Raw genomic sequence first — 25315 nt, 5'->3', positions numbered from 1 at the left:
CACCTGCGCGACCTCCCGCGGCGACCGCAGTCCTTGGTGGCGCGCTGCCGCGTGTGCTCCCCCGCGCAGTCCGCCGAGAGGGGCGTAGCGCGCCTCCGCGCCTACTTTCCCCGCTTGAATACCCCTCCGATCACGGACGGGATGCTCTTGACGCCCATCTTCGCGACCTGGAGGGCGTTCGGGGACCTGAGAAGCCTGTCCGCAGGGACGTGCTCGCGCACGGCGCGGAGCGTCGCCCTGTTGTCGCGGGTCGAGAACGTGAAGTGCCCGGCCTCCTTCGTGAAGATGGCGAAGCGCACGATGTTCCTCTTGCCGATGACCTCGGCCGAGACGTAGTCGACCTCCTCCCAGGGAATCTGGACGAAGTCCTCCTTGTTCTTCTCGTTGTAGAACTCGAAGGCCTTGTCGCCCACCATCACGTCGCCGTAGGTGGTGAAGCCCTGCAGGAACGTCGCCCTCGCCGTGTACTCGACGTTTGTGTTCATGGAGATAGCCATAGAATCAGACCCTTCGTGGCGGGAGGCGTCGCCTCCCCGGGCTACGGAAGAGGCCGCACCCCCGTGTGGCCAGCTGAGAACAGCTTAGGGGATGCGGCCCGAAGAGCAAAGTCTGCTTGCGACTGATCGCGAAGGAAACCCTTAGAGCAGGCCGATGACGCGGCCGAGGATGCCGACTGCGAACAGGCACAGGATGATGACGATCGGGGAGACCTTCTTCTTCAGGAGCTTGCAGATGAGCAGGGTCAGGCCGACGGCAGCAAGGCCCGGGATGAGCGAGTCGAGGTTCTGCTGGAGCGTGGTGACCTTGGTCGGGGTGAGAGAGAGCCCCTGGTTGAAGTACTGGTCGAACGCAGCCTGGATGCCCTTGTAGCCCGCGGGAAGCTTGTCCCAGTGGATGTAGGCCTTGGAGTCGAGCGCGACGTTGGAGACCACCGGCGCGAAGCTGATGGAGACCCAGCGCTGGACCAGCGCGCCGATGATGAACATGCCGAGGATGGAAGCGCCCTCGGTGACCCTACCGAGCAGGCCGCCGGACAGGTCCTTGGAGATGTCGGTTCCGACCTTGTAGCCGAACTCCTGCGAGTACCACAGGAAGGCAAGGCGGATGACGTTCCAGGCGATGAAGAACAGGAGCGGGCCGACGATGCTGCCGCCAAGGGCGAGCGATGCGCCGAGCGCGCCGAGAATCGGTCGAACCGTGAACCAGAACACGGGGTCGCCGACGCCTGCCAGAGGACCCATCATGCCGACCTTGACGCCCTGGATGGCCTGGTCATCGATCGGGGCGCCGTTGGCGCGCTCCTCCTCCATGGCGAGGGTGACGCCGATGACGGGAGCCGAGACGTACGGGTGGGTGTTGTAGAACTCCAGGTGACGCTTCAGGGCCGCAATCTGGTCTTCCTTCTTGGGATAGAGCTTCTTGATGGCCGGGATCATTGCGTAGCACCAGCCACCGTTCTGCATACGCTCGTAGTTCCAGGAGCCCTGCAGGTACTGGTGACGGTTGCAGACCGCGCGACGGTCGGCTACGGAGAGGCGAACCTCGCCGGGCTTGGCCTCAGTGTTCTTGATGTCTTCTGCCATTGTGTTCACTCCCCTTCCTACTCGTAGTCGTCCAGGATGTCACCGAGCGGGTCGCCGGATCCACCAGCCGCGCCGGCGCCCTGCTTAGCGAGCTCCTTGAGGCCGAGGTAGATGATGGCGAAGCAACCGCCGACGAGACCGAGGGCGATGAGCGTGAGTTCCTTCAGGGTAGCCATAACGAAGCCGAGGACGAAGAACGGCCAGGTCTCCTTGGTGGCCATCATGTTGATGACCATGGCGTAGCCGACGGAGGCGACCATGCCGCCGCCGACCGTCATGCCGCCGGAGAGCCATGCGGGCATGGCCTCGAGGACGGAGGTGACTGCCTGGGCGGGGATGAAGCAGAGGGCCGCAGCCGGGATGGCGATACGGGCGCCCTGCATGCAGATGGCGCCGATCTGGAGACGGTCGATTGCCGCGAAGTCGGCCTTCTCGGCAGCCGCGTCCATCGCGTGAACGATGGGGATGGCGAGCGTACGGCAGATCATGGTCAGGAACAGGCCTGCGACGGACAGGGCGGTTGCAGCACCGATTGCGGTGTTGATGGCCGCGGTGACGTTGGTGGTGCCGCCGTTGAGGGCGAGCATCAGGATGATGCCGGACGCAACGGACGCGAGTGCCGCGTCAGGGGCGACGGCTGCACCGATGTTAGCCCAGCCAAGGGCCATGAGCTGAAGGCTGCCGCCGAGGATGATGCCCTCGGTGGGGTGTCCGCACACGATGCCGATAAGGGTGCAGGCAACAATCGGCTGGTGGAACTCCCACTCGTCCAGGATGCCTTCCATGCCTGCCAGGAACGCCACGACGATGACAAGCACGATCGAAATAGGATTCATGAACTTCCTCCTTCTTCCTATCGAGGCCGTTAGGCCATGTTCTTCTCTTTGAGAAGAGCCCAGATGTCATCGACCTTGTCGCTCGGAACCTTCTGTACGGTGAAGTGCGTGCCGTTGTCACGGATCTTCTTCAGGCACTCCACGTCGGCCGCGTCACAGGCGATGGCCTGGTTGATGACGGTCTTGCCGGCAGAGCCTGCCATGGAGCCGATGCAGACCTCCGGGAACTTCACGCCCTGCTCCTCAGCCTCGAGCAGGTCCTGCGGGGTCTCGAACAGGACCATGGCCTTGGTCGCGCCGAAGCGGGGGTCCTTGTCGACCTGGACGAGCTTGCTGATGGGAATGACGTGGACGTGCACTCCTGGAGGCGCGGCCTGCGTGATCATGCTCTTGCGCAGCTCGTCGTGGGCGACGCCGTCCGAGACCACGAGGATGCGGTCCGGCTGGACCTGCTTCGTCCAGGCGGTCGCCACCTGGCCGTGCAGCAGACGGGTGTCGATGCGCACGTAGGCATACTTGATGTGACCATCGCCCAGCACGGTTCCCTCGGGAATCGCACCGGCCGCAACCGGGGCAGCCGCAGCAGCTGCGGGAGCCTCTGTGGCCGGCTGCAGCTCCTCCGGCTTCACCTTGACGCCGTCGCGCGCCTCGGTGAAAATCTCCTGCATCACAGCGACTGCGGTGTCGGCACCCATGCGGGAGCCGTACGCAGAGACGAGCATCGGCAGATTCAGGCCTGTAATGGCGACCCAATCGTCGTGCCCCTCTTCGCTGATGAGACGGGAGACCTGGTTGAAGGGAGTACCTCCCCACAGGTCGACCAGGAACAAGACGTGCTCCTGGTCGTCGAAAGTGGCGATCGCGTCAAGCAGCTTCTGGTGCATGTCGTCAGGGCCCATGTCAGGCGTCAGGACCACGGCCGCAACGTTTTCCTGCGGACCGAAGATCATGCTGCCCGATTCCATGATGCCCTCGGCGAACTTGCCGTGGCTGGCTAGGACAATACTGACCATCCAACTTCCTCCTTTTCGTCCACCCTGCTTCCTACAGAACCGATGTGAACGCGTGCAAGGCTTCACGTCTTCCTTACCATTTGCACACGATAGCTCCACATCGTTGATAAGTGTACACCTTGTGAATTGAAAACGCTTCCAGAAAAGGAAATTCTGGGTCACATTTTTTGCAACGTTTTGTGAAGAACGGTGTCTGCGATTGCCCGCCCATTTATAAAAGTAGCCCGGCCGGCGACGTCGTCGCCGGCCGGGCCGCCTGCTTCCCCGATGATCTCGGACAGATACGCGAGAAGGACGCGTCCTAGCAGTCGATGACCCTCAGGTCATGCGAGGAGCGCCCGAACGGCTTGTAGCCGTCCTCCGTGATGACGCCAGTGTCCTCGACGCGGATGCCGAACTTGCCGGGCAGGTAGATGCCGGGCTCGTCGGTCACGACGGAGCCGAGTGGGCACGGCTTGTCGTAGCCGCGGCTGAAGTTCGGGCGCTCGTGAATCTGCAGGCCGACGCCGTGGCCGAGGCCGTGCTTGAAGTAGTCGCCGTAGCCCGCGTCGCTGATGACCTTGACGGCGAGGTCCTGGATCTCCTTGCCGCGGATGCCGGGCTTGATCGCGGCGGCGCACGTCTCGTTCGTGAGGCGCACGATGTCGTACACCTTCTTCTGCTCCTCGCTCGGCTCGCCGAGGACGACGGTCCTCGTCATGTCCGCGTGGTAGTCGTGGTAGCCGGCGCCGTAGTCCATCACGATCATGTCGCCCTTCTGGACCTTGCGCTCCCCCGGCTGCGCGTGCGGGTTCGCGCCGTTCGGGCCGGACGCGATGATGCTGTCGAACGAGATGGCATCCGCGCCGTGGGTCAGCATGTATGTCTCGAGCTCGACCCTGATCTGCTGCTCGGTCATGCCAGGCTTGATGTACTCGCAGATGTGGTCGTAGGCGTCGTCCGTGATCTCCTGGGCGCGGCGAAGGAGCGCAAGCTCCTCCTCGTCCTTCACGACGCGAAGCCTCTCGGCGATGTCGTCATGCATGCGGGGGTTCAGGCAGTCGACGGATGCCTTGTTGCACTCGTTGCGGAACGCATCGAAGAACGCGAGGTCCATGGAGTCCTCGACGGCGACGACGCGGCTCTTCGTCTCGAGCACGCGCTGGGCGGCCCACCATGCGGGGCTCACGATGTCCATGTCCATCTTCCAGGGCGTGTCCCCGCCCAGGCGCTCGACGAACGTGTTGTAGTAGCGCGAGTCGGTGTGGAGCCACTGCCCGTCTGCCGTGACGAACGCGGTGTGCGCGACCTCGTCGTCGAACGTGCGCTCGGCCCCGGTCAGCCACCTCAGGTCGGGGTTGTTGCGAAGGATCACGGCATCGTAGCCGCGCTCCGCCATCATCTCTCGAAGACGCGCGACGCGTCCGGCGCATGCCTTGGCATCTGCCATGGGTAAGCCTCTTTCTCTTGTTGACCCTCAGTTCGCGCGCGAGGCCCTTCTCGCCCGCGCGCCCTACCGATGCTACTCCTTGGCGGGGGCGTGGGCGTCGCACCAGGCGGAAATGTTGTCCATCAACACGTCGTCCTCCACGACCGTCATCCGCAGGCGGCCGATGCCGTGGGGCAGGCACAGGTGGAAGCGGTTGGAGCGCGCGAAGCGGTCGCGCTTCATGGCGTCCGCGAGCGCCTTGGGGTCGACGTCGCCCGCGAACTCGCCGAGGTCGAACGTGTCGAGCAGCTCGTCCTGCATGAGGACGTCGTCCACGTCCATGAGCTCGAGGCTGCACGCGAGCCTCGCGGAGAAGCGCATGCCCTCCGCCAGGAGCGTCGACGCGGGGACGCATGCCCCGGCGACAGCCTCGAGGGAACGCGCGAACGTCTGGCCGTAGGCGAGCGAGTTCCTGATCGAGATCGACGTGGACGAGACGAGATGGCCCCGGGACTTGAGGGCGTCGACCGCGGCGGCGATCACGTCCGCGGGGTCGCCCGCCATCACGGTGTCCGCCTTGTTCCACAGCGCCTCGAACGCGTCCTCGTTCTCCGCGACGGCGGAGGCAACCATGAGGGCGCGCCCGAGCCTCGACGTCTCCGCATCCGCGGCGAGCTCCATGACGCCCGGGTCGCACAGCAGGTACTTCACGTATGTCGAGACGCCCGCGATGCGCGTGACGCCCGCGACGTCCAGGTCGCGCGGGGTCGTGGCGACCTCAACCATGCCGTCCAGGTCGCGCACCACGCACGCGAGGGGCACGCGCCCGCACCACATGGCCGTCGCGTGCGCGAGCATGGACAGCGTGTCGACGTCGCCGACGCCCAGCACCAGGTCGTCACAGGTGATGCCCGCGTTCGCGAACCCCTCGAGCGCTCGCGTGACCTCGCCCATCGTGCGCGCGGCGGGACCCGCCGGCGCCTCCATGCGGACGACCTCGAAGCCGCCGTCCGTCAGCTGGCGGCGGATGCGCTCCTCGAGCTCGGCGTCAGTACCCTCGCCCACGACGTATGCGCACAGGCGCGGCCTCCCGACGTTGCTCGCAAGGATCTTCCCCATCGTCTCCACGACGTCCGTGCCGTAGCGCACGTCGCACGAGCCGCCCGGGGCAGAGACCCAGTGGCGCGCGACGTCCTCGTATCTATCGGTCATAGTAGGCCCTTCTCCCATAGCAGCTGACCGGCCTCTGACGTCACCTGCTCAAACGACTTGTTCCTGATGTCGATCCTCAGGTCGGCCTCCCGCTCGTACAGGGGGCGCCGTACGCGGTACAGCCGGCGGGCGCAGTCCTCGTCCTTGAAGTCCGGCCTGATCTCCGGGTGCTGAATCTGCCTGAGGGAGTCCTCCACGTCCCCGTCCAGGAAGACGACGGTCCCCATGGCGTGCATGAGCTCGCAGCTGCGCGCGCCCTCCACGATGCCGCCGCCGCAGCTCACGAGAAGCGACTTCCTCCGGGCGAGCCCCTCGAGCGCCTGCGCCTCGAGCTCGCGGAAGCGCGCCTCGCCGGCGTCGCGGAAGATCTGGCACACCGTCTTTCCGGCCATGCGCTCGACCATGCGGTCCGTGTCCACGAAGTCCCGGTTGAAGAGCGCGCCGAGGTTGCGCGCGAGCGTGGACTTGCCGGCCCCTAGGAAGCCGACGAAGAATATGTGGTCGCAGCCCTCGTGGACCACGTAGCCGTTTTCCGAGTGTTTCATGCAGAGTTCCAACGCGCGAATCGATTTGACACATCGATTCTAGCATCTTGCGCGTGCGCCTCGGCGCGGGGGAAGGCCTAGTCCTTCGGCTTGAACGGGTCCTCGTGGAGCACGAGCCGCTCCCCCACGCGGAACAGGTGGGTGTACCACATGTCGCTGCGCGACAGCGGGCGCACGAGTATGGTGCGCACGCCGGCCAGGTTGCCGGCGGCGAGGTCCGTGAACACCTGGTCGCCCACGAGCACCGCCTGCTCGGCCGGGACGCCCGCGCGCGCGAGCGCCGCCCACACGGCGAACGGGGCCGGCTTCATGGCGTGGTGCACGCAGCCCATGCCCAGGCGCGCGGCGGACGCCTCGACGTCGCGACCGTGGAAGTTGTTCGATATCATGCACAGCGCCATGCCGGCATCGCGCGCACTTCTCGCCCAGGCGCAAATCCTCTGCGGGGGCTCCCACGTGTCGCGCGGGAAGCAGGTGTTGTCGCGGTCCAGCAGCACGCAGCGAATCCCCCACGAGCGCAGAAGCTCGAGGGGGATCTTGTCGACGCTGTCGAACTCGCGGTCTGGCCTTAGGATGGACATGCTAGCCCGCCTGGTCTGCCTTGGCCTTCTCGATGGCCTTCTGGTGGTCCTCGTAGGTGGTCGAGAACGTGTGGTTGGAGTAGTCGCCCTTCTCGATGATGAGGAAGTACAGGTAGTCCGTCTTGTCGGGCGAAAGCGCCGCCTTGATGGAGGCCAGGCTCGGCGTGCAGATGGGCGTGGGCGGAAGCCCCTTGTTGAGGTAGGTGTTGTACGGGCTCTGGGTCTTGAGGTCGTCCGCGGTCACCTCGCCGCCCGTGACGTAGCTCATGGTCGCGTCGCTCTGCAGCGGCATGCCGGCCTTCAGGCGATTGTAGAACACGCTCGCGACCTTGCCGCGGTCGTCCTCGCTTATGGCCTCGCGCTCGATGATGGACGCGAGCTTGATGATGTCGTAGTCGGACATCGTCACGCCGTACTGGCTCTTGATCGTGGCCTCGGCGCCCGCGAAGTCAAGCGACGCCACCTCGGACTGGTACTTGTCGAGCATCGCGGTGATCACGGTGTCGGCGGTCACGTCCTTCTCGCTGCCGAAGTCGTACTTCGTGGGGAACAGGAAGCCCTCGAGGGAGTCGTTCTGCGCGTTGGCGAGAAAGGCGTATCGCGCGGAGTAGTTCGACGCCTTTGCCTGCGCCAGGAAGTCCTTGTCAGGGATGCCGAGCGACTCGCTCACGACCTTTGCGGTCTTCTTCACGGTGAGTCCCTCCGCGACGGTCACGGTGCCCTTGTTCGAGTTGGGGCCCGTGACGAGCCTGCTCACCACCTCGGCCACGTCGCCTCCGGTCACGAAGACGTACGTGCCGCTCTTGAGCTTGGAGTCCGCCTCCTGGCGCTTCACCTCGGTCGCGAACGCCTCCTTGTCGGAAATCACGCCCGCGTCGTACAGCTTCTGCGCGATGACGGACCCGCCGGAGCCCTCGGGGATGTTCACGGTGACGGTCTTGCCGGCCTCGACGGTCTTGCCGGACTGGGCTCCGCCCAGAAGGCGCGGGACCACGACGAGGCCGATGGCGGCCACGACGGCGACCGCGGCGAGCACGAACGGCAGGAACCTCAGCCTGCCGCGCCTGCCCTGCGGCTCGGGCCGCCTGTGGCTGTGGCCGGAGCGTGCGCGCTGCGTCGTGCGCGCCGTGCGCGAGGACATGTGGCCGGAGCCGTTCGCGGACTGCATCCGCATGGCGCCGGTGCGCGATATGGGTTGGCGCCCGCCTGGGGCGGTAGCCTGGCGCGCGACCGGCCTCCCGCCCTGCGCAGACCTCTTTGCGTCGCGCCTTGCCTGCGGGCGCGCGGCGGCGCGCGTGCCCTGCCCGCCCTTGCGGGGGCCTTGCGCCGCGCGAGTGCCGTCGGCGTTCCCACGCGCGAAGTGGGCGCCCCTCCTGCCGGAGCCTTCGGACATCTGCGCTACCCCCTCTGGGCGTCAAGCCACGTCTGGAGGAAGAGCGACGCCGCGACCATGTCCACACGGCCGCGCATGCTCTTCTCGTTGTATCCCTCTTCCCTCAGGATACGCTTGGCCTCCTGCGACGACAGCCGCTCGTCCTCGAACTCCAGAGGAAGCCCGCAGGCCTCGGCGATCTGCCGCGCCTGCGCCATGACGCGCTCGGCCTGGGGGCCGTCCTCGCCGGAAAGCGTCTTCGGCCTGCCGCACACCAGCGCGTCAGGCTCGTAGTCCTCCAGCACGTAGCGGAAGCTCCGGGCGCCGCCCAGCACCTCCGCCGCAGGAAGGACCTTCACGGGAACGGCGATGGTGCCGGAGGCATCGCTTGCCGCGATGCCTATCCGGACCTCGCCGATGTCAAGCGCGAGCGCCCTCACAGGCGGACCTATGCGCCCAGGAGCTTCTTGGCGGCGTCGAGCGCGGCGTCGATGCCCGCCGCGTCCTTGCCGCCGGCCTGTGCCATGTTCGGCCTGCCGCCGCCCTTGCCGCCAACGAGGCCGGAGATCTGCTTGACCACGTTTCCGGCCGAGAAGCCCGCGGACACGGCGCCGTCGGTCGCCGCGGCCAGAAGGCCCACCTTGCCGTCGGCCTCGGACGCGAGCACGCAGGCGCAGTCGGCCCCGATCTTGTCGCGAACGGTGTCCCAGACGTTCCTGAGCTCCTTGCCGGAGATGCCGCTCAGGTGCGCGACGACGAGCTTGTACGCGCCCATGTCGACCGCGGAGCCCACGGCGTCCGCGACCTGGTTGGAGGAGCCGCCCACGAGCGCGGCCTTCAGCTTCTTCTCGGCCTCGGCCTTCTCGTCCTTAAGCTGCTCCACGCGCGCCATCACGTCCGCGGGGCGGCACTTCAGGGCGGCCGCGACCTCGTCCATCTCGGCCAGGCGCTCGTCCACGTACTCGAGGGCGCCCGCGGAGGTCACGGCCTCGATGCGGCGCGCGTTCGAACCGACGGAGCTCTCGCTCACGATCTTGAAGAAGCCGAGCTCGGCCGTGTTGCGGGCGTGCGTGCCTCCACAGAGCTCGCGCGAGAAGGGCTTGTCCTCGGTCCCGACGGACACCACGCGCACGACGTCTCCGTACTTCTCGCCAAACAGCGCGACGGCGCCGGCGGCCTTGGCCTCCTCGATGCCCATCACGTTGGTGACGATAGGCTTCGCCGCGAAGATCTGGGCGTTGACCTCGCCCTCGATGCGGGCGAGCTCGTCGGTCGTCACGGCCTCGAAGTGCGTGAAGTCGAAGCGCAGCCTATCCGGCGCCACGAGGGAGCCCGCCTGGTTGACGTGCTCGCCCAGGACCTCCTTCAGCGCGGCGTCCAGAAGGTGCGTCGCGGTGTGGTTGCGGCGAATGAGCTCGCGACGGCCGTGGTCGACGGAAGTGCTCACCGTGGCGCCCACGCTGACCTCGCCCTCCTCGACCTCGCACTCGTGGGAGGTGAAGCCGCCCTCGCGGTGCAACGTGTCCTCGACCCTCAGCTCGAGGCCGTCCGCGAAGATCCTGCCGGTGTCGCCGATCTGGCCGCCCATCTCGCCGTAGAACGAGGTGCGGTCGAGCACGACCTCGACCTTCTCGCCCTTCTTGGCGGAGGACACCTCCTCGCCGTCCCTCACGAGGGCGACGACGGTGCAGCCGTCCAGGTCATCGTGGTCGTAGCCGTCGAAGACGGTCTCGTCGAGCCTGTCGGAGAGCGCGGCCCACACGTTGTTGGCCTTGCCCCACGCGTCGCGGTTCGCCGTGGCGCGCGCACGCTCCTTCTGGGCGTCCATCGCGCGGTCGAAAGCGTCCATGTCCACGTCGTGGCCGGCGGTCTCGGAGATCTCGCGCGTGAGGTCGATGGGGAATCCGTAGGTGTCGTGCAGCTTGAACGCGACCTCGCCGGAAAGGACGTCGCCCTCGCCCAGCTTGTCGAGCTCCGCCTGGAGCATGGACTCGCCAGCGTTCAGCGTGGCGCCGAAGCGCTCCTCCTCCGCAGAGATGATGCCGTCCACGAGGGCCTTGTTCTGCACGAGCTCGTTGTAGTGCTCGCCCATGATGCGCTCGACCTCGTGCGCGTACTCGGTCAGGAACGCGCCCTGGATGCCGAGCAGGCGTCCGTGGTAGACGGCGCGGCGCAGCAGACGGCGAAGCACATAGCCGCGGCCCTCGTTCGAGGGCAGGATGCCGTCCGCGATCATGAACGTCACGGCGCGGGAGTGGTCGGCGAGGATGCGGAGGCTCTTGTCGCAGGGGTTCGTGGAGCTCGCGCCATACTTCTTGCCAGAGAGCCTCTCGCCGAGCTCGATGAGCGAGCTCATGACGTCGCCCTCGTAGTTGGAGCCCTTGTGCTGCATGATGGCGGCCATGCGCTCCAGGCCCATGCCGGTGTCGATGTTGCGGTGCGGGAGGTCCGGCATGGAGCCGTCCTCCTGACGGTCGTACTGCGTGAAGACGAGGTTCCAGAACTCGAGGTAGCGGTCGCCGTCGTCACCGGGCTTCTCGCCCTCGAACTCCGGGCCCTGATCGAAGTAGATCTCGGAGCACGGGCCGCACGGGCCGGTCGGTCCCGCCGCCCAGAAGTTGTCCTCCTCGCCCAGGCGCGAGATGTGGTCGTACTCGACGCCCTGCGCGTGCCAAAGCTCGATGGCCTCGTCGTCGTCCTCGAAGACCGTCATGTACAGGCGGTCCTTCGGGAGCCCCAGGTGCTCGGGGCTCGTGATGAACTCCCACGCCCACGCGATCGCGTCGGCCTTCGTGTAGCCGCCGAAGCTGAAGTTGCCCAGCATCTCGAAGAACGAGAGGTGGCGCGCATCGCCGATGTTGTCGATGTCGTTCGTGCGCAGGCACTTCTGGCAGGAGGTCGCGCCGATCTCCTTCATGGTCTTCGTGCCCTGGTAGTACTCCTTGAACTGGTTCATGCCGGCGTTCGCAAGGAGGAGCGACGGGTCCTCGGGAATGAGGGAGGAGGACGGGTAGAGCTTGCAGCCCTTGCCCTCGAAGAACTTGAGGAAGTCCTCGCGGATTTCCGCGGTAGTCATGTTCTTATAGTCAGCAGTGCTCATGGTTCTCCTTGTTGACGGCCTCGCGGCATGGCGAGACCTCGTTGGCAATTTTCCGCTAGCGCATAATACTACGATTCGATGGAGACGTTGCGGACGCCAATCCCCATCTACTTGTGCAAATCCTTATCATGCCCAGACTCTTGGTCGCGCGTCCGGCCGCCCCGGCACGCCCGCGCCCGCTCGACGGCGTCCGAGAGCGCGTCCGCGAGGACGTGCGCATGCGCCTTCGGCGGCTCGTCCGCCACGGGCGCCTCGGTCTGGGCGCCGTCCACCAGCCGCGACCCCATGAAGAACCGGTCGTCGTCCAGGGCGTCGAACGCGGGCTCCACACCACCGTGGGCGTCGTGGAACGGCGTCCCCTGGAACAGCGCCCCGTCGTAGGACACGAGCTGCCTTCCGCTGCGGCTCTCGAAGTAGTACACGAACACGCTCTTGATGGCCGCGGTCAGCGGCACGGCAAGGAGCATGCCGAGCACTCCCCCGAGGCTGTTCCCGATGAAGAGGCCGACGAGCGAGAGCGCGGGGTGGATCTTCACGGCGGACCTCATCACCAGGGGCGACACGACGTTGTCCGTCAAGTTCTGGATCACGACGGACCCCAAGAGCGCCACGATGGCGAGCATCGGGCTCTCGAACAGCGCCAGCAGCACGGCGAACGCGACGGCGACCCACTCGCCGATGACGGGGACGAAGTGCAGCACGCCCACCAGGATCGCGGCGAGCCCCGCATACGGATGCCCCACGAGCGCGAGGAACACCCACGAGAGCAGCCCGTCGAACACGGACGTGATGACGGTGCCGCGCATGTAGCCGCCCATGGAGCGGCTCATGACGGCGAGAAGGACCGACAGCCCGCGCTCGTGGCGCGGCCCGGCGATCGTGATGAACTCCCGCGCGATGACGGGATAGTCCTTCGCGAACCAGTACGCGAGGACGAGCCCGAGGCACAGCGTCGCGAAGCCGTTCACGAACGACACGGCACTGCTCATGAGGCCCGACGAGAGCCTCTCGGCCAGCTCGGAGGACGTCTTGATGCCGATGCCCGAAATCGCGTTCACGGCCTGGTTCACGCTTTGCTGCACGTCGGCGTTTTCCGCGTTGCCGTAGCGCCGCCAGAAGCCGTCGACGGAGGTCCTGACCTTGATGACGTACGTCGGGACCTTGCGCAGCACCTCGGCGAGCTGCTCCACGAACGGGGGCATGAGCAGCAGGAGCACACCCACGATCACCGCGACGAGCACGAGCAGCGCCACGAGCGCCCCGATGGTGCGGTTCACGCCGTGGTCCTCGAGGAAGTTCGTGAGCGGGCTGCACACGAAGCCCATCACGACGCCGGCGAGCAGGAGCTCCACCGCGGGCCAGATAAAGCCCATGGCCCAGACGCAGATGCCGAACACGACGGCGACGCCGATGAACGCCCACGCCCGTATGCCGAGGCTCCTGAAGATTCCCAGGGCGTCCCTCTGGCCCGCGCCCGTGTCCCTCTCGTCCAAAACGTTCCCTCGCAACGCGTCCTCCATGCACGGCGCCCGCTAGCGCATAAGGCCCTCGGGGTCGATCTTCTCCTGGACCTTCTTCAGCGTGCGCCTCAGCAGCCTCGACACCTGCACCTGCGAGATGCCGAGCCTCTTCGCGATCTCGACCTGCGTGAGGCCGTCGATGAAGCGCATGCGGATGATCTCCTGCTCGCGGGGCGAGAAGTCCTTGATCGTGTCCTCGATGACCATGCGGTCGTCCGAGGCGGCGAGGTCCTCGTCCTCCGTCGCGTAGTGGTCGATCACGGACGGCGCGTCATCGTCGTCGCCCTGGCCCGTGCCCTCCAGCGGCACGGAGCTGTACGCGCTCGAGGACTCCATGGCCTCGAGCACCTCGTCGACGGACGTTCCGAGCTCCTTCGCGATCTCCTCGACGGACGGCGAGCGCTGCAGCTCCTTCGTGAGCTCGTCCGTCACCTGGTTCACCTTGGATGACAGCTCCTGCAGGCGACGCGGCACGCGCACGGACCAGCCCTTGTCGCGGAAGTGACGCTTGATCTCGCCCATGATGGTGGGCGTGGCGAACGTCGTGAACTCGAGCCCGCGCGACAGGTCGAAGCGGTCGATGGCCTTGATGAGGCCGATCGTGCCCACCTGCACGAGGTCGTCGAGGGGCTCGCCCCTGTTCTTGAACTTGGAGGCCAGGAAGCGCACGAGGTTGAGGTGGCTCATGATGAGCTGCTCGCGGGCCTCCTCGTCCCCCTCCTCCTTGTAGCGCCTGAACAGCTCCCTCGTGCGGTCCTTGTCCCACGCGAGCTTGCCCTTCGGCATCCTGGACGAGATGCGCCTGCGCGGCGCGACCTCCGTCCCACGCTCGCTGCTATTGGGCATCGGTCCCGCCAATCCCCTTCACGAGGACGAGCTCGCCGGCGTCCGTGACCTCGCAGCTGTCGCACACGGCGTCCAGCAGGAGCTCGACGAGGGAAAGGTCCTCGCCATCCTGCGACTGCTCCGGCTCCTGGTCGCCAAGCGAGAAGGACATGGACACGCCGTCCGCGGCGATGGCGAAGCTCACGTCGCACGTCGCCGGCCGCGTGGCGCAGCTGTAGACGAAGCCCTCCTCCGCGGCCATGCGCAGGTCCTCGACCTCGTCCACGTTCATGTCGCACAGCACGGCGAGGTTCGCCGCCGTCATGCGGACCACCCTCGCGAACTCCGGCTCCGCCGGCACGCTCAGGCGGACGCTCTTCTCCTCTGTCATGCTCTCCCCTACTCGGACGCGTTCGCGTCGCGCTCGTCCTTCTCGTCCTTTTCGTCCGTCGCCTTCGCAGCGGCCCCTCCGACCTCGCCGTACGTGACGTAGCCGGTGCCGCCGTGGGACTGCTCCTCCGGGGCCGTCTCGGGCGCGGGCGGCTCGTCGGCCTTGGGCGCCTCGATGGCGGCCGCACCGTCGCCCCTCTTCAGGTGGTGGGCGCCTGGCGCCTGCGGCACGCCGGTGATCTTGGATACGATCCCGCTCGCCGCGTCTGCGGCGGCGCTCGTCACCTGGTTCACGACGTCGGTCACGCCGGCCGCCGTCCCGGAGACCGTCGAGACGTCGCCCAGGATGCCGTTCACCTTGCGCAGGCCCTCGTTCGCCTCGTCCAGCGCGACAGAGGCCTTCGCCACGATGGGGTCCACCTGCTTCAGGCTGGGCTGGAGGTCGTCCATGGCGCCGTCCAGCTTCGCGATCACGGGCTGGACCTGCTCTATGGTCTCGTTCGCCGCACGCGTGACGTCGTCCACGGCGCCGCGTGCGCGGCGTATGGTGAGCGCAAGCTCCACGACCGCCCAGATGCCCGCGACGACCAGCACGATGAGCAGGATGCTCAGGGGTGACATCTCCATTGCCTTGCCCTTCTCCCTAGGCCACGGGACCCGTCCGGCGGACCCCCATGGTACGTGTTACGTAACGCATTCTACCCATTCGCGCTGGGTTTTCCACCGTCCGTTCCCCCGGCGTCCTCCAGGTCCTGGCGGTCGCGGGCGGAGGCCTCGAGGCGCCAGGACTCCCAGCCGCGCGGGCTTGGATGGAAGAACGCGCCGCGCTCGAGGCCGTCCGGCAGGTAGCGCTGAGGCACCCAGCCGAGCGGGTAGTCGTGCGGGTACAGGTACGTTCCGTAGTCCTCGGACCCGGGCCGGTGGCGGTCGCGCAGGTAGCTGGGCACGTCGCGGCGCGGGCCGTTTCGCACCTCGTCCAGGGCGGCGTCGATGCCGGCCTCCGCGGCGTTCGACTTGGGCGCGAGCGCCACGTAGAGCGCGGCCTGCGCCAGGTTGATGCGGCACTCCGGGTAGCCGATGACCTCCGCGGACCGAAACGCGGCCTCCGCGACCAGAAGCGCCTGCGGGTCCGCGTTGCCCACGTCCTCCGACGCCTGGATCATGATCCTGCGCGCTATGAACTTGGGGTCCTCGCCCGCGTCGATCATGCGCGCGAGCCAGTAGAGCGTGGCGTCCGGGTCGCTGCCGCGCATGGACTTGATGAACGCCGAGATGACGTCGTAGTGCATGTCGCCGGCCTTGTCGTACGGCTGGCCGTGGCGCGGGTTCGCCTCGAGCACGTGCCTTGCGCCTATGGTGACGGGGTGCTCCGCGCTCGCGGCGGTTGGGTCGCCGGCGGGAAGCGCCATCTGGCTCGCGAGCTCGAGCGACGTGAGCGCGGCGCGGGCGTCGCCGCCCGCCATGGTCACGATCTCGCGCATGGCGTCGTCCTCCAGCTCGAACGCGCCCGCGAGCCCCTGGGCGTCCGTCAGCGCGCGGCGCACGATCTTCTCGATGGACGCGTCGTCCAGGTGCTCGAGCTCCACCACGCGCGAGCGGCTGATGAGTGCGGAGTTCACCTCGAAGTACGGGTTCTCCGTCGTGGCGCCCACCAGCACGACCACCCTGTCCTCCACCGCGTGCAGCAGGGCGTCCTGCTGTGTGCGGTTGAAGCGGTGGATCTCGTCCACGAAGAGTATGGTGCGCCGGCCACCGGTGAGCAGGCGCTGCTCCGCGGCCTCGATCTCGCGGCGCAGGTCCTTCACCGTGCCCGTGATGGCGGACACCTCGACGAACTCCGCGTGCGTCGTGTTCGCGATGATGCGCGCGAGCGTGGTCTTGCCCGTGCCGGCCGGCCCGTACAGGATGACGGAGGACAGCGTGTCGTGCTCGATGGCACGGCGCAGCCAAGAGTCTGGCCCCACGGCCTGCTCCTGGCCCACGTACTCCCCGAGCGTGCGTGGGCGCATGCGGGCGGCGAGCGGCGCGTTCTGCCGGCGCACCCTGCGCTCCGACTGAGAGAACAGCGTGTCCATGGCCGCCCCTACGCCCTGGCGCCGTCGAAGTAGCTGCGGCTGGGGAAGATCTCGCGCGCCTTGGGGAACAGCGCCTCGCACGTGGCGACGAAGTAGTCGTCCGTCATGGCGCTGATGAAGTCGACGACGCACTGGTCCGGGTCCGCCTCCCAGTCGTAGCGGCGCCCATAAAAGGACAGCCTGCGACCGAGCGGCAGGATGTGGTGGGCGAAGATCGCGGCGGACTCGTCCCCGGCCTCGAGCGCGTTCAGCTCGTGCTCGTACAGTGCCGAGAAGAGCTCGCGCACCGGGCCCGCGAAGTCACCGTTTACCTCGGCGGAGCCATAGATCCTCTGGTAGTTCTCGCGCTTGGCGCGCGAGAGCTCCGCGAAGCCCTCCTCGCTCATGGCGATGTACGGCTTGCCGATGCTGTTCTCCACCACGTCCGTCACGAACGCGGAGAGCGCCCACGCGTTGTAGGCGCCGCCGAGCCCGTCCTCGAAGTCCTTCTCGCCCACGAGGCCGGCGCGGATGGCGTCCTGGCGGTCCTTCCCCACGTAGGCGATGATGTCAGATATGCGCATGACGCAGCCCTCGAGCGTCATGGGGCGCAGGCGGGCGATGGTCGCGTCGCCGGACTCCCAGCAGCCGTCGACCACGCGGTCGAACGTGTCGAAGTCGTTCAGGCCGCTCGTCTCGAAGCGCTGGCGCTCGAACTCGCCGTTGTGGCAGATGACGCCGTCGAGCGTCTGGAGCGAGACGTTGCGGCCCTCCAGCACGTCGAGCACGCGCACGCTCTGCACGTTGTGGCGGAACCACCTGCCCGTGCGCTCGTGGAAGACGTCGTGCAGGAAGCGCTCGCCCGCGTGGCCGAACGGCGTGTGGCCGAGGTCGTGCCCGAGCGAGATGGCCTCGATGAGGTCGAGGTTGAGCCCGAGCGCGCGGCCGATGTCGCGCGCGACGCGGCTGACGAGCTGCTCGTGGAGGCCGCGGCGGGTGAGGTCGTCGTTCTGGCGGAACGAGAACACCTGCGTCTTGCCGTTGAGGCGGTTGTACGCGGGCGTGTGCACGATCTTCTCCGCGTCGCGCACGAAGGCCGGGCGCACGCAGGTGTCGAGGTCGCGCTGGGTGACGTCGCGCCTGATGACGGCCGAGTTCTTGCAGGCGAACGGGCTGAGCCCGCCTGCGGCCGCGAGCGCGCGGACCTGGTCTGCCACCTGGGCCGAGACCTGCATGGGCATGTCCGGCGCCATGCGGTTGACCCTTGCGTCTGGCGTTTCCTGTGTTGGCATGGGGTACCTCTCTTGTTCTTTGGCTCCGGATACCCTACCCCAAACGGTGGACGAGAATGCGCGCCATGCGCCATATGTGGCGTTACCGTGCATCCTGGGGCTCGCTGCCGCGCGACTGCGCCAGGAAGCACGCCTCCGTCGCAGGGAGCACTGTGAGGCCGAGCCTGCGCTGCAGCCGCACGGACGCCACGTTGTCTGGCCACACCTCGCACCACGGCGTCTGGCCGCGGTCGAGCACCTGGCAGATCTTCGCGGACTCGAGCGCGAGGGCCCAGCCGTGGCGGCGGAAGTCCTCGAACACCTCGAGCATGCCCATGGAGCCCTCGGTCTGCTCGCCCACGAAGCCCACGAGCTCGTCGCCCGCGAACGCGCCGAGCACGTCGCCCGCGCGCAGGAGCTCGAGCGTCTGCGCGTCCGTCTGGTACTCCGGGTGCGTCATCCGCTGGCGCACGGCCGAAAGGTCGGCCTCGCCAAGCGGGCGCACGGGATGGGCCGCGTCTGGCCTGGGGCGCGCCTTCTTGCGGTAGATGGCCAGGTGCACGGGTTCCTTTGCGGGAAGGCCGAGCCAGCGGCCGAGGTCGTCGGCAAGCGAGGGCTCCAGGCAGAGCGTGACGGAGTCGCGCATGAGCGCGCACGCGACGTCCCTAGCAAGCTCCGGGTCCGTGGCCCACACCATCTGCATGCCGCCGGGCTCGCGGAGCGCCACGCAGCCGGGCCGTGCGCAGATGACGGTGCCGATGCCGCGGCGCAGGCACTCTGCCAGCGGAAACGTCCGGCGCGGCGCCTTTGCCAGCAGCGCCTTTGCCCGCGCACGCAGCTCCTGCTGCGGCGTGGACGCCTGCTCCATCACGAGGCCGAGCCTGCGTGCGACCTGCCGCGACCCCGCGGGGCCCGGGTGCTCGAAGCCGTCTGCCATGAGGGCAGCGTCGTGGTCTAGCAGGCCGGCGCCGTCCACCACGCGCATGCCGCCGAAGCGCGACGCCTGCTCGCGGATGAGCCGCGGCACAACCTCGAAGCAGCTCATGCGGTGCGACGGCCACGCGTCCTCGTCGTGCCACAGCGGTGTCGCCACCCACGTGGGCACGTCCTCCCAAAGCCGCGCCACCTGCTCCAGATACGAGCGCACGTCCCGCGTGACCAGGCGCTCGCGGCACGGCTCGTAGCGGTAGTTCGCGCCGAGCGCCACGACGATGACCGCCGGGTCTATGGTGGGCGCAAGGCCGTACAGGGTGCCCGGCTGGAACACCTGGCCGCCCACGCCCTGGTTCACGACGTCGAGCCCAAGCTCGGCCGCAAGCAGCGTGGGCCACGCGAGCGCGGGGTCGTCCACCACGAAGCCCTGCGCGATGGAATCGCCCAGCACCAAGAGGTCGCGGCGCTTCTTGACCGGCTCGACGAAGCTCCCGTTGCCTACGACGGAGCGCAGCGTGCAGCCGCGCAGGCATGGCAGCCACACGCGCACGTGGTGCGTGTCGCCCATGCCGGGCAGCTGCATGATGCCCTCCGCCGGCGCGGCAGAGGGGTCGTCCAGCGTGAACGTCACCTGGGCGTCGCCGGTCGCGGGCACGCGCACGCCAAGCGGGCGGCCGTCCACCTCGCAGGAGAGGCCGTCGTGCATGCGCGCCTCCCCGCGTGCGTCCACGTACCTCAGGACCTCACGCGTGCCCACGGGCTCGCCGTCAAGGCGCACCTCCACCGCGACCTCGGACGAGTCCGTCGTGAACTCCAGGCATACGCCGGCGGTCGCGCGGCCCATCTGCCGGTAGAGGCCGGGATGCCATGCCTGGCAGCTGCCCATGGCGCGCATCTGGTCGGCCGAGAAGCGCCACGGGCGTATCCAGCCCTCGAGCTCGGGCTCGTGGCGCACGGCCCCATGCAGAAGGTCGGCGGCGTCCACGCGCACGAGCGCGAAGCCCGGCACCTCTCCCCTTGTCATGTCGCTCAGCCTCATCCACCAGCTCCGTCTTGCCTTGCCGCGAGGGCGCACCCGCGCGCCTGTGCCCCTATTCTTGCAGATACCTTTTCGCGACGCCATACGCCTCCACGAGCCTCGGCAGGCTCCAGCTGGCGTTCGCCGGGCTCGTGGACGGAAGCCTCGTGGCGGGAATGCCCAGCTCGGGCTCTATGTAGCGACGATACAGCCTGTGCGAGGCCGCGCCGGTGCAGAAGATCGCCCGTATGGGCGCGTGGTCCAGCACGCGGGCGCGAAGGTCGTTTGGGACGGCGTCGCGTATCGATGCGTCGCTCGCGCCCACGATGGTGCAGCTCCTGAGCACGTCGTCCAGGGCGAAGTGGTGGAGAAGCGCGAGGGCGCGGCACTCCTCGCGGCACGTGGGCGGCTCTTCTCCGCAGATCGCGGCCATCACGCGCCAGAAGCGGTTCTGCGGGTTGCCGTAGTGGTAGCCCACCTCGCGCGACTTCGGGCTCGGCATCGTGCCGAGCATCAGCACGCGGCTGTGCGCGTCGAACACCGGCTCCAGCGGGGAGTCCACGTGCGTCGCGGGCCCCTTGGGCGCCGCCACGCGCTACTCCCCCTCGCGCACGGGCTCGTACGTCTGCTGGCCGTCGTCCAGCCTGAGCATCAGCAGGTTGCCGAAGCCCGCGCCGCCCGCCGCGCCGCAGTCGATGTCCCAGCGGTCCGCGACGCCGCCGGTCTGGGCGCTCGCGCCCACCATCACCATGCGGCAGAGGCCGTTCTCGTCAAGCGGCAGGCGGTCCGGCAGGTCGGCCATGCCCTGCAGGTACGGCGTGGGCGTGTGGCCCGCGATCACGATGGGCCCGCGCCCGTCCGAATCCAGGAGGCCCGTTGGCTGGCCCCAGAACTCCTCGCGAATCCACACCAGGTCCTCGGGGCGCTGCGTCTCGAGCATCGCGCGCAGGTCGTCGTCGCTCCACCCCATCGCGTACGCGCCGTCGTCCGCGGCCTGGGTCGCCTCGTCCTTCTCGCCCGCGCGCTCGAACGGCACGCCCGGCCGGATGCCTGCGTGCACCATCGCGTACGGGCGGCCGGACACGAATGCGTACGCGTACAGCGGCAGGTTCGCCACCCAGTCCAGAAGCTCCACGCGCTCGCCCTCCGGCAGGGCGGAAAGGCCGTCCATCGTGGTGCCGGCGCCGTTCATCTCCCAGTTCACCTGGTTCATGCCCTCGTCCGGAGCCTCCAGGTACGTGAGCATCAGGTCCTCGTGGTTGCCCATCAGCACGGTCGAGCCCGGCAGCTCGCGGCAGATGCGCAGCACCCCCACGGGGTCCGGCCCGCGGTCGATCATGTCGCCCAGCATGAATATGCGGTCGTCGTCCGCCGGCGAGACGCGCTCCAGCAGCCGCTCGAGCGTCGCCCTGTGTCCATGCACGTCCGAAAACGCATACGTCGCCATGCGTGCCCCCAAAGTCAGCCGCGGCCACCTGCCCATGCCAGCCGCCGCCAGGATCTCGTGCCCAGTAATTACAGAGTCTAGCGCCTTGCGCGCCCGCGCGCACGCCGGCGCGCCTCGTGCAGCTTCCACGGCGCCGTCGAGCCCACGTCCACGTAGCGCCCGCGCTCGCGCGGCGGCTGCGACTCGCTCAGGCGGATCTGCCGCACGAGCTCGGCCATCGTCGCATCGAAGCTCGCCTTGCGCAGCCGGCACTCCCACACCACCAGCACGGTCCAGCCGTCGCTCACCAGGATGCGCGCGTCGCGCTCGTCGCGGTTCACGTTGCGCTCGAACTTCGCCGACCAGAACGCCACGTTCGACTTCGGCAGCGGCAGCGAGCAGTGCGGGCAGCGGTGCCAGAAGCACCCGTTCACGAAGATGGCGACCCTACGGCCCGGAAAGCAGATGTCCGGCTTGCCCGCCGCCTTCTTCCAGTGCAGCCTGTAGCCAGAGAGCCCCGCCTCGCGCAAGGCCTTTCTCACCTTGAGCTCCGGCTTCGTGTTCTTGCTCTTGTTTGCCTGCATCACGTGATGCGTGGCCTCGCTCACCATGCGACCGCTATGCCTCCGGCTCCGGCGCGGACGGTCCCACGGGGTCGTCGGGGTCCGCGTGCTGGCCGCTGAAGTTGAGGTTGCGCGTCAGCTCCTCCGCCTCGCGCTCGTCAAACCCGGGCGAGAAGAACGCGTCCTCCGCCCCCGCGACCTCTGCCAGCGCCGCATCGTAGCGCTCCCAGAAGCCGTCCGTCGACACGCTTCCGTCGAACGGGTTCTTCCACGCGCGGTGCGCGCGGTTGTCGAAGTCCGACGTGCGCTCCGCGCGGTCGCGGTGGGCCATCGCGCTGTACAGCGAGTAGCGCTTGTGCCCCAGCCTGCGCTCCAGCGGCGCCAGCACCCGCGTCTTGCCCTGACCCGGCGCGTAGAACAGGCGCTGCATGAGCCTGAACGACTTGACGGCGTGCGTGTAGCAGTCCTGGTCGAGCGTGCGGCTGTACGTCCAGAGGTTCATGTAGAAGTACAGCTTGTCGATGACGGCCAGCGTCGCGTCGTCCGCGCGCAGCACCTCGCGGTACGGCTTGAACGTGCGGACGGTCAGGCCGGTCTTCGCGTACAGCACCATCTCGTCCAGGTCGCGCTCGATCTCCGCGTGCACCTCGTCGCCGTCGGACCTGTCAAGGCCGCTCACGCCCGCGTCGCACAGCGCGTACTGGTACGCGTACACCAGCGGGTGCATGGACCGGTCCAGCAGGTAGTGGCACAGGAAGCCCGCCGCGTACGCGTCGCCCACCGGGCGCTCGTCGCGGGTGAGCATGGTCAGCGCGTCGCGCAGGGCGCTCAGGAGCCTGGCCGGCTTCGCGTGGTGCATGAGCCCGCCCACGCGGTTCTCTCTTCCCACAAGCGGGTCCGCCACGAGATAGAACAGCGGGTCGGGACCCTGGTTTCCCAACAGGAAGGCCTGACGCTGCTGTTGCGTGACAAACCCCCGGCTCGCCGAGACGTCGTCATAGGCATCCTTGCCAAAGAAGTCATGCGTCAAAATTGCAGGCATCCGTCATCTCCTTATGGAACGGGGCTCGCACCGTGCTCGCCCCATACGGCCTAGTGGATAAGTATCGCAGATGCGCCGGTCCCCCACCTTGAAAAACGCAACATCGCGACGCCTCGCACGCACCACGCACACAGCGCGCACACCTTTGCGCCCGGCGACGCCGTCCGGACGCGCGCCGCAGACGCGCCACGACGTTCGTGCCCCATGCGCCGCCTGACGTACCGCTTACGGCAGCCTTTCGAAAACATTTCATAAGTTCTTCTAGAATTGCCTCGTCTATGCAAGGGGCCGGGTCCACAGAAGGGATCGCCAACATGGCAAAGCAGAAGTTCACAAGGGCCGAGAAGAGCTGGATTATGTACGACGTGGGCAACTCCGCCCTCGTCCTTCTGGCCACGAGCATCATCCCCATCTACTTCAAGTCGCTCGCGGACGGGCCAGCCCTCGTGGCGTGGAGCTACGGCGAGACCGTCGCCTCGCTCGTCATCGCGCTGCTCATGCCGATCCTCGGCAGCATCGCCGACATGCAGGGCATGAAGAAGAAGTTCGTCGTGGGAACCGTCGGCACCGGCGTCGTCGCCACGGTGGCGATGGGCTTTCCGACCGGCGCGATGGCGTTTCTCGTCATCTACGTGATCTCGTCCATCATGCTGAACACGTCCATCGTGTTCTACGACGCGCTCTTGGTGGACGCCACGACGGACGAGCGCATGGACGAGGTGTCGAGCCAGGGCTACGCCTGGGGCTACATCGGCAGCTGCGTGCCGTTCATAGCGTGCCTCGCCATCGTCCTTACCAGGCCGTTTGGCATGAGCTTCCAGAACGCCATGCAGATCGCCTTCGTGATCACGGCCGCGTGGTGGGTGGCGTTCACCATCCCCATGCTGAGGGACGTCGAGCAGACGCACTACAAGCCGCGCGAGGACCACGCGATCTCGAAGGCGTTCCACGGCATCGGCGCCACGCTCAGGAAGATCTGGGCCGACAAGACCCTGCGCTACTTCATCATCGCGTACTTCTTCTACATCGACGGCGTCCACACCATCATCAAGCTCTCGACCAGCTACGGCTCCGACCTGGGCATCGACGGCACCCAGCTTGTCCTCGCCCTTCTCGTCACGCAGTTCGTGGCCTTCCCGTCCGCCATCGCGTACGGCAAGCTCGGCCGCAAGTTCGGCACGAAGACCATGCTGCTCGTGGGCATAGCGGGCTACACGTTCATCACGCTGTTCGCGGCGTTCTTCCTCAGGAGCGCCATCGAGTTCTGGTTCCTGGCCATCATGGTCGGACTGTTCCAGGGCGGCATCCAGGCGCTGAGCCGCTCCGAGTTCGGCAAGCTCTGCCCGAAGGAGCACGCGAACGAGTACTTTGGCTTCTTCGACATCTTTGGCAAGTACGCGGCCATCATGGGCACGTTCATCGTTGGCACGATGACGGCGCTCACCGGCTCCGGCTCGCTCGGCGTGTTCTCGATCGTCATACTCTTCGTGATCGGCTTCATCATGATGCGCAAGGTCCCGGATCGCCCCGCCACGCAAGGCGAGGAGTAGCGCGTACTATCGCGGAAGAGCGTCCTCGGGAATCTCGAGCGCTCCGCCCGACCTCGCAATGGCCTCCATGACCTTCGCCACGGAGTCGTCTGCGGCGTCGCCAATGTGGTAGCGCGCCGCACTCCGCGCGACCGTGCTAGCGTTCGAGACCGCAAACGCGTGCGCGACCTCGCCCATCAGCGCCACGTCGTTCTCCGAGTCGCCAAAGAACGCGACCTCGTCGCGGGTGATGCCCAGACGCTCCAGCAGCGGCGCGAGCGCGGTGGCCTTGTTCCACCCACGCGGCAGCACGTCGAAGAACTGCGGGGACGGCCGCACGAAGTCGAACTCCGGGAAGCGCTCCCTCAGATCGTTGCGGATGGCCCCCATGGGCTCGGCGCTCTCTCCCATGTAGGCAAACCCCGCCGTCACGATCTTCGCGTCGGGCACCCGGCCAAGCCTCCTTCCCTCGGAGACCGTAAGCCCCGTCCTTCGCCCATACGCCTCCACGTCGCGCTCCGTCGTGCCGGAAAGTATGACGTCCGCGGACGGACGGCCGCCCTTCTCGCCCGTCGGCACATACACCACAAGCGCAAAGTCCGGGTTGTCCAGGCAGTACGCCTCCAGCCGCTTCAGCGCGGGTAGGTCGAGCGGACGCTCCAGCACAAGCTCGCCGTCCACGTACACCTGCTTGCCGTTCGCAAGGATGCCCGTGGCAAAGCAGCTCTCGTCGCCGCCAAAGAACGGGTACAGGTCGACCGCCTCGCGCCCGGTCGCGGGGCCAAACTGGATGCCCGCGTCCCGCAGCTCGTGAATCGCCCTCACCGACCGCTCGGACACGCGGTCGCGCCCAAACGGCTTCAGGGTCCCGTCCATGTCGCAAAGCACAAGCTTGATCATGACAATCCATTCCACGCGTCGTCGCCGCATCCGTCGGCGCCAAGGCCGCGGCCTTGCCAAACGTCACCGCCCGGCAAGTCGATGGTAGCAACGCGCGCGACGCGCGGCGCAAGTTCACGCGGATAGCATCCGCGGGCAGCGCAAAAAGCACGATTGACCCACGTCCCCCAAGTGCTACTTTCAAAGGCAGCACA

At 67.5% G+C, this 25315-nt stretch carries 24 protein-coding genes; 1 reads left to right on the top strand and 23 read right to left on the bottom strand.

The window, feature by feature from the left end:
* Window positions 1-101 precede the first annotated feature (101 nt).
* The 22 genes from HF885_RS02785 to HF885_RS02680 all read right to left on the bottom strand — a co-directional run bounded on the left by HF885_RS02785 (window position 102) and on the right by HF885_RS02680 (window position 22692).
* The gene (locus HF885_RS02785; protein ID WP_170103447.1) at window positions 102-497 is read right to left on the bottom strand and encodes a DUF956 family protein; all 396 of its coding nucleotides are present in this window, start codon (window positions 495-497) and stop codon (window positions 102-104) included.
* 141 nt (window positions 498-638) lie between these two features.
* Complete coding sequence (locus tag HF885_RS02780; protein WP_170103446.1) at window positions 639-1583, bottom strand: PTS system mannose/fructose/sorbose family transporter subunit IID; 945 nt, start codon at window positions 1581-1583, stop codon at window positions 639-641.
* A 17-nt stretch (window positions 1584-1600) separates the two neighbouring features.
* Window positions 1601-2419: a mannose/fructose/sorbose family PTS transporter subunit IIC gene (locus HF885_RS02775; protein WP_170103445.1), complete on the bottom strand. Its 819-nt coding sequence runs from the start codon at window positions 2417-2419 to the stop codon at window positions 1601-1603.
* A 29-nt stretch (window positions 2420-2448) separates the two neighbouring features.
* Window positions 2449-3432, bottom strand: coding sequence for a PTS sugar transporter subunit IIB (locus HF885_RS02770; RefSeq protein WP_170103444.1), 984 nt, complete (start codon window positions 3430-3432; stop codon window positions 2449-2451).
* 301 nt (window positions 3433-3733) lie between these two features.
* A complete protein-coding gene (locus HF885_RS02765) occupies window positions 3734-4861 on the bottom strand; it encodes a M24 family metallopeptidase (RefSeq protein ID WP_170103443.1) in 1128 nt (375 codons plus the stop codon).
* A gap of 72 nt (window positions 4862-4933) precedes the next feature.
* The gene (locus HF885_RS02760) at window positions 4934-6052 is read right to left on the bottom strand and encodes a 3-dehydroquinate synthase (RefSeq protein WP_235927265.1); all 1119 of its coding nucleotides are present in this window, start codon (window positions 6050-6052) and stop codon (window positions 4934-4936) included.
* Window positions 6049-6597: a shikimate kinase gene (locus tag HF885_RS02755; protein WP_170103441.1), complete on the bottom strand. Its 549-nt coding sequence runs from the start codon at window positions 6595-6597 to the stop codon at window positions 6049-6051. The genes HF885_RS02760 and HF885_RS02755 overlap by 4 nt, the downstream gene beginning before the upstream one ends.
* A gap of 77 nt (window positions 6598-6674) precedes the next feature.
* Window positions 6675-7178, bottom strand: coding sequence for a YqeG family HAD IIIA-type phosphatase (locus HF885_RS02750; protein WP_170103440.1), 504 nt, complete (start codon window positions 7176-7178; stop codon window positions 6675-6677).
* A gap of 1 nt (window position 7179) precedes the next feature.
* Complete coding sequence (gene mltG / locus HF885_RS02745; protein WP_235927264.1) at window positions 7180-8571, bottom strand: endolytic transglycosylase MltG; 1392 nt, start codon at window positions 8569-8571, stop codon at window positions 7180-7182.
* A gap of 5 nt (window positions 8572-8576) precedes the next feature.
* Window positions 8577-8990: a Holliday junction resolvase RuvX gene (gene ruvX / locus HF885_RS02740; protein WP_170103439.1), complete on the bottom strand. Its 414-nt coding sequence runs from the start codon at window positions 8988-8990 to the stop codon at window positions 8577-8579.
* Between the two features lie 8 nt (window positions 8991-8998).
* Window positions 8999-11650: an alanine--tRNA ligase gene (gene alaS, locus HF885_RS02735; protein WP_170103438.1), complete on the bottom strand. Its 2652-nt coding sequence runs from the start codon at window positions 11648-11650 to the stop codon at window positions 8999-9001.
* A gap of 107 nt (window positions 11651-11757) precedes the next feature.
* Window positions 11758-13143 (bottom strand): AI-2E family transporter, encoded by a 1386-nt coding sequence (locus HF885_RS02730; protein WP_235927263.1) that lies wholly within the window; start codon window positions 13141-13143, stop codon window positions 11758-11760.
* Window positions 13144-13182: 39 nt separating this feature from the next.
* Complete coding sequence (locus HF885_RS02725) at window positions 13183-14016, bottom strand: RNA polymerase sigma factor SigF (RefSeq protein ID WP_170103436.1); 834 nt, start codon at window positions 14014-14016, stop codon at window positions 13183-13185.
* Window positions 14006-14386, bottom strand: a complete 381-nt coding sequence (locus tag HF885_RS02720; RefSeq protein WP_170103435.1) for an ATP-binding protein — start codon at window positions 14384-14386, stop codon at window positions 14006-14008. The genes HF885_RS02725 and HF885_RS02720 overlap by 11 nt, the downstream gene beginning before the upstream one ends.
* Window positions 14387-14394: 8 nt before the next feature.
* On the bottom strand, window positions 14395-15012 hold the full coding sequence (locus HF885_RS02715; protein ID WP_170103434.1) for a DUF948 domain-containing protein: 618 nt from the start codon (window positions 15010-15012) through the stop codon (window positions 14395-14397).
* A gap of 71 nt (window positions 15013-15083) precedes the next feature.
* The gene (locus HF885_RS02710) at window positions 15084-16460 is read right to left on the bottom strand and encodes a replication-associated recombination protein A (RefSeq protein WP_170103433.1); all 1377 of its coding nucleotides are present in this window, start codon (window positions 16458-16460) and stop codon (window positions 15084-15086) included.
* Between the two features lie 8 nt (window positions 16461-16468).
* Entirely contained in the window at window positions 16469-17731 is a 1263-nt protein-coding gene (locus HF885_RS02705) for a deoxyguanosinetriphosphate triphosphohydrolase family protein (protein ID WP_170103432.1), read from the bottom strand.
* 82 nt (window positions 17732-17813) lie between these two features.
* Window positions 17814-19682 (bottom strand): GDSL-type esterase/lipase family protein, encoded by a 1869-nt coding sequence (locus HF885_RS02700; RefSeq protein ID WP_235927262.1) that lies wholly within the window; start codon window positions 19680-19682, stop codon window positions 17814-17816.
* 52 nt (window positions 19683-19734) lie between these two features.
* A complete protein-coding gene (locus tag HF885_RS02695; RefSeq protein WP_328804314.1) occupies window positions 19735-20253 on the bottom strand; it encodes a DNA-deoxyinosine glycosylase in 519 nt (172 codons plus the stop codon).
* 3 nt (window positions 20254-20256) lie between these two features.
* Window positions 20257-21108: a metallophosphoesterase gene (locus HF885_RS02690; protein ID WP_170103431.1), complete on the bottom strand. Its 852-nt coding sequence runs from the start codon at window positions 21106-21108 to the stop codon at window positions 20257-20259.
* Window positions 21109-21185: 77 nt separating this feature from the next.
* A complete protein-coding gene (locus HF885_RS02685) occupies window positions 21186-21698 on the bottom strand; it encodes a very short patch repair endonuclease (protein WP_170103430.1) in 513 nt (170 codons plus the stop codon).
* A gap of 7 nt (window positions 21699-21705) precedes the next feature.
* Window positions 21706-22692 carry a hypothetical protein gene (locus HF885_RS02680; RefSeq protein WP_170103429.1) on the bottom strand — a complete coding sequence of 329 codons (987 nt, stop codon included), beginning with the start codon at window positions 22690-22692 and terminating at the stop codon, window positions 21706-21708.
* Between the two features lie 314 nt (window positions 22693-23006).
* Between HF885_RS02680 and HF885_RS02675 the strand changes: the two genes are divergently transcribed.
* Entirely contained in the window at window positions 23007-24242 is a 1236-nt protein-coding gene (locus HF885_RS02675; protein ID WP_170103428.1) for an MFS transporter, read from the top strand.
* Window positions 24243-24248: 6 nt separating this feature from the next.
* Here HF885_RS02675 and HF885_RS02670 read toward each other — a convergent pair whose 3' ends face one another.
* Window positions 24249-25121, bottom strand: coding sequence for an HAD family hydrolase (locus HF885_RS02670; protein ID WP_170103427.1), 873 nt, complete (start codon window positions 25119-25121; stop codon window positions 24249-24251).
* Window positions 25122-25315: the final 194 nt, after the last annotated feature.

The organism is Parafannyhessea umbonata (assembly GCF_012844235.1).
GTDB lineage: Bacteria > Actinomycetota > Coriobacteriia > Coriobacteriales > Atopobiaceae > Parafannyhessea.
The sequence above is the reverse complement of the archived record's forward strand: the minus strand, read 5'-3'. Positions and strand labels throughout refer to the sequence as shown.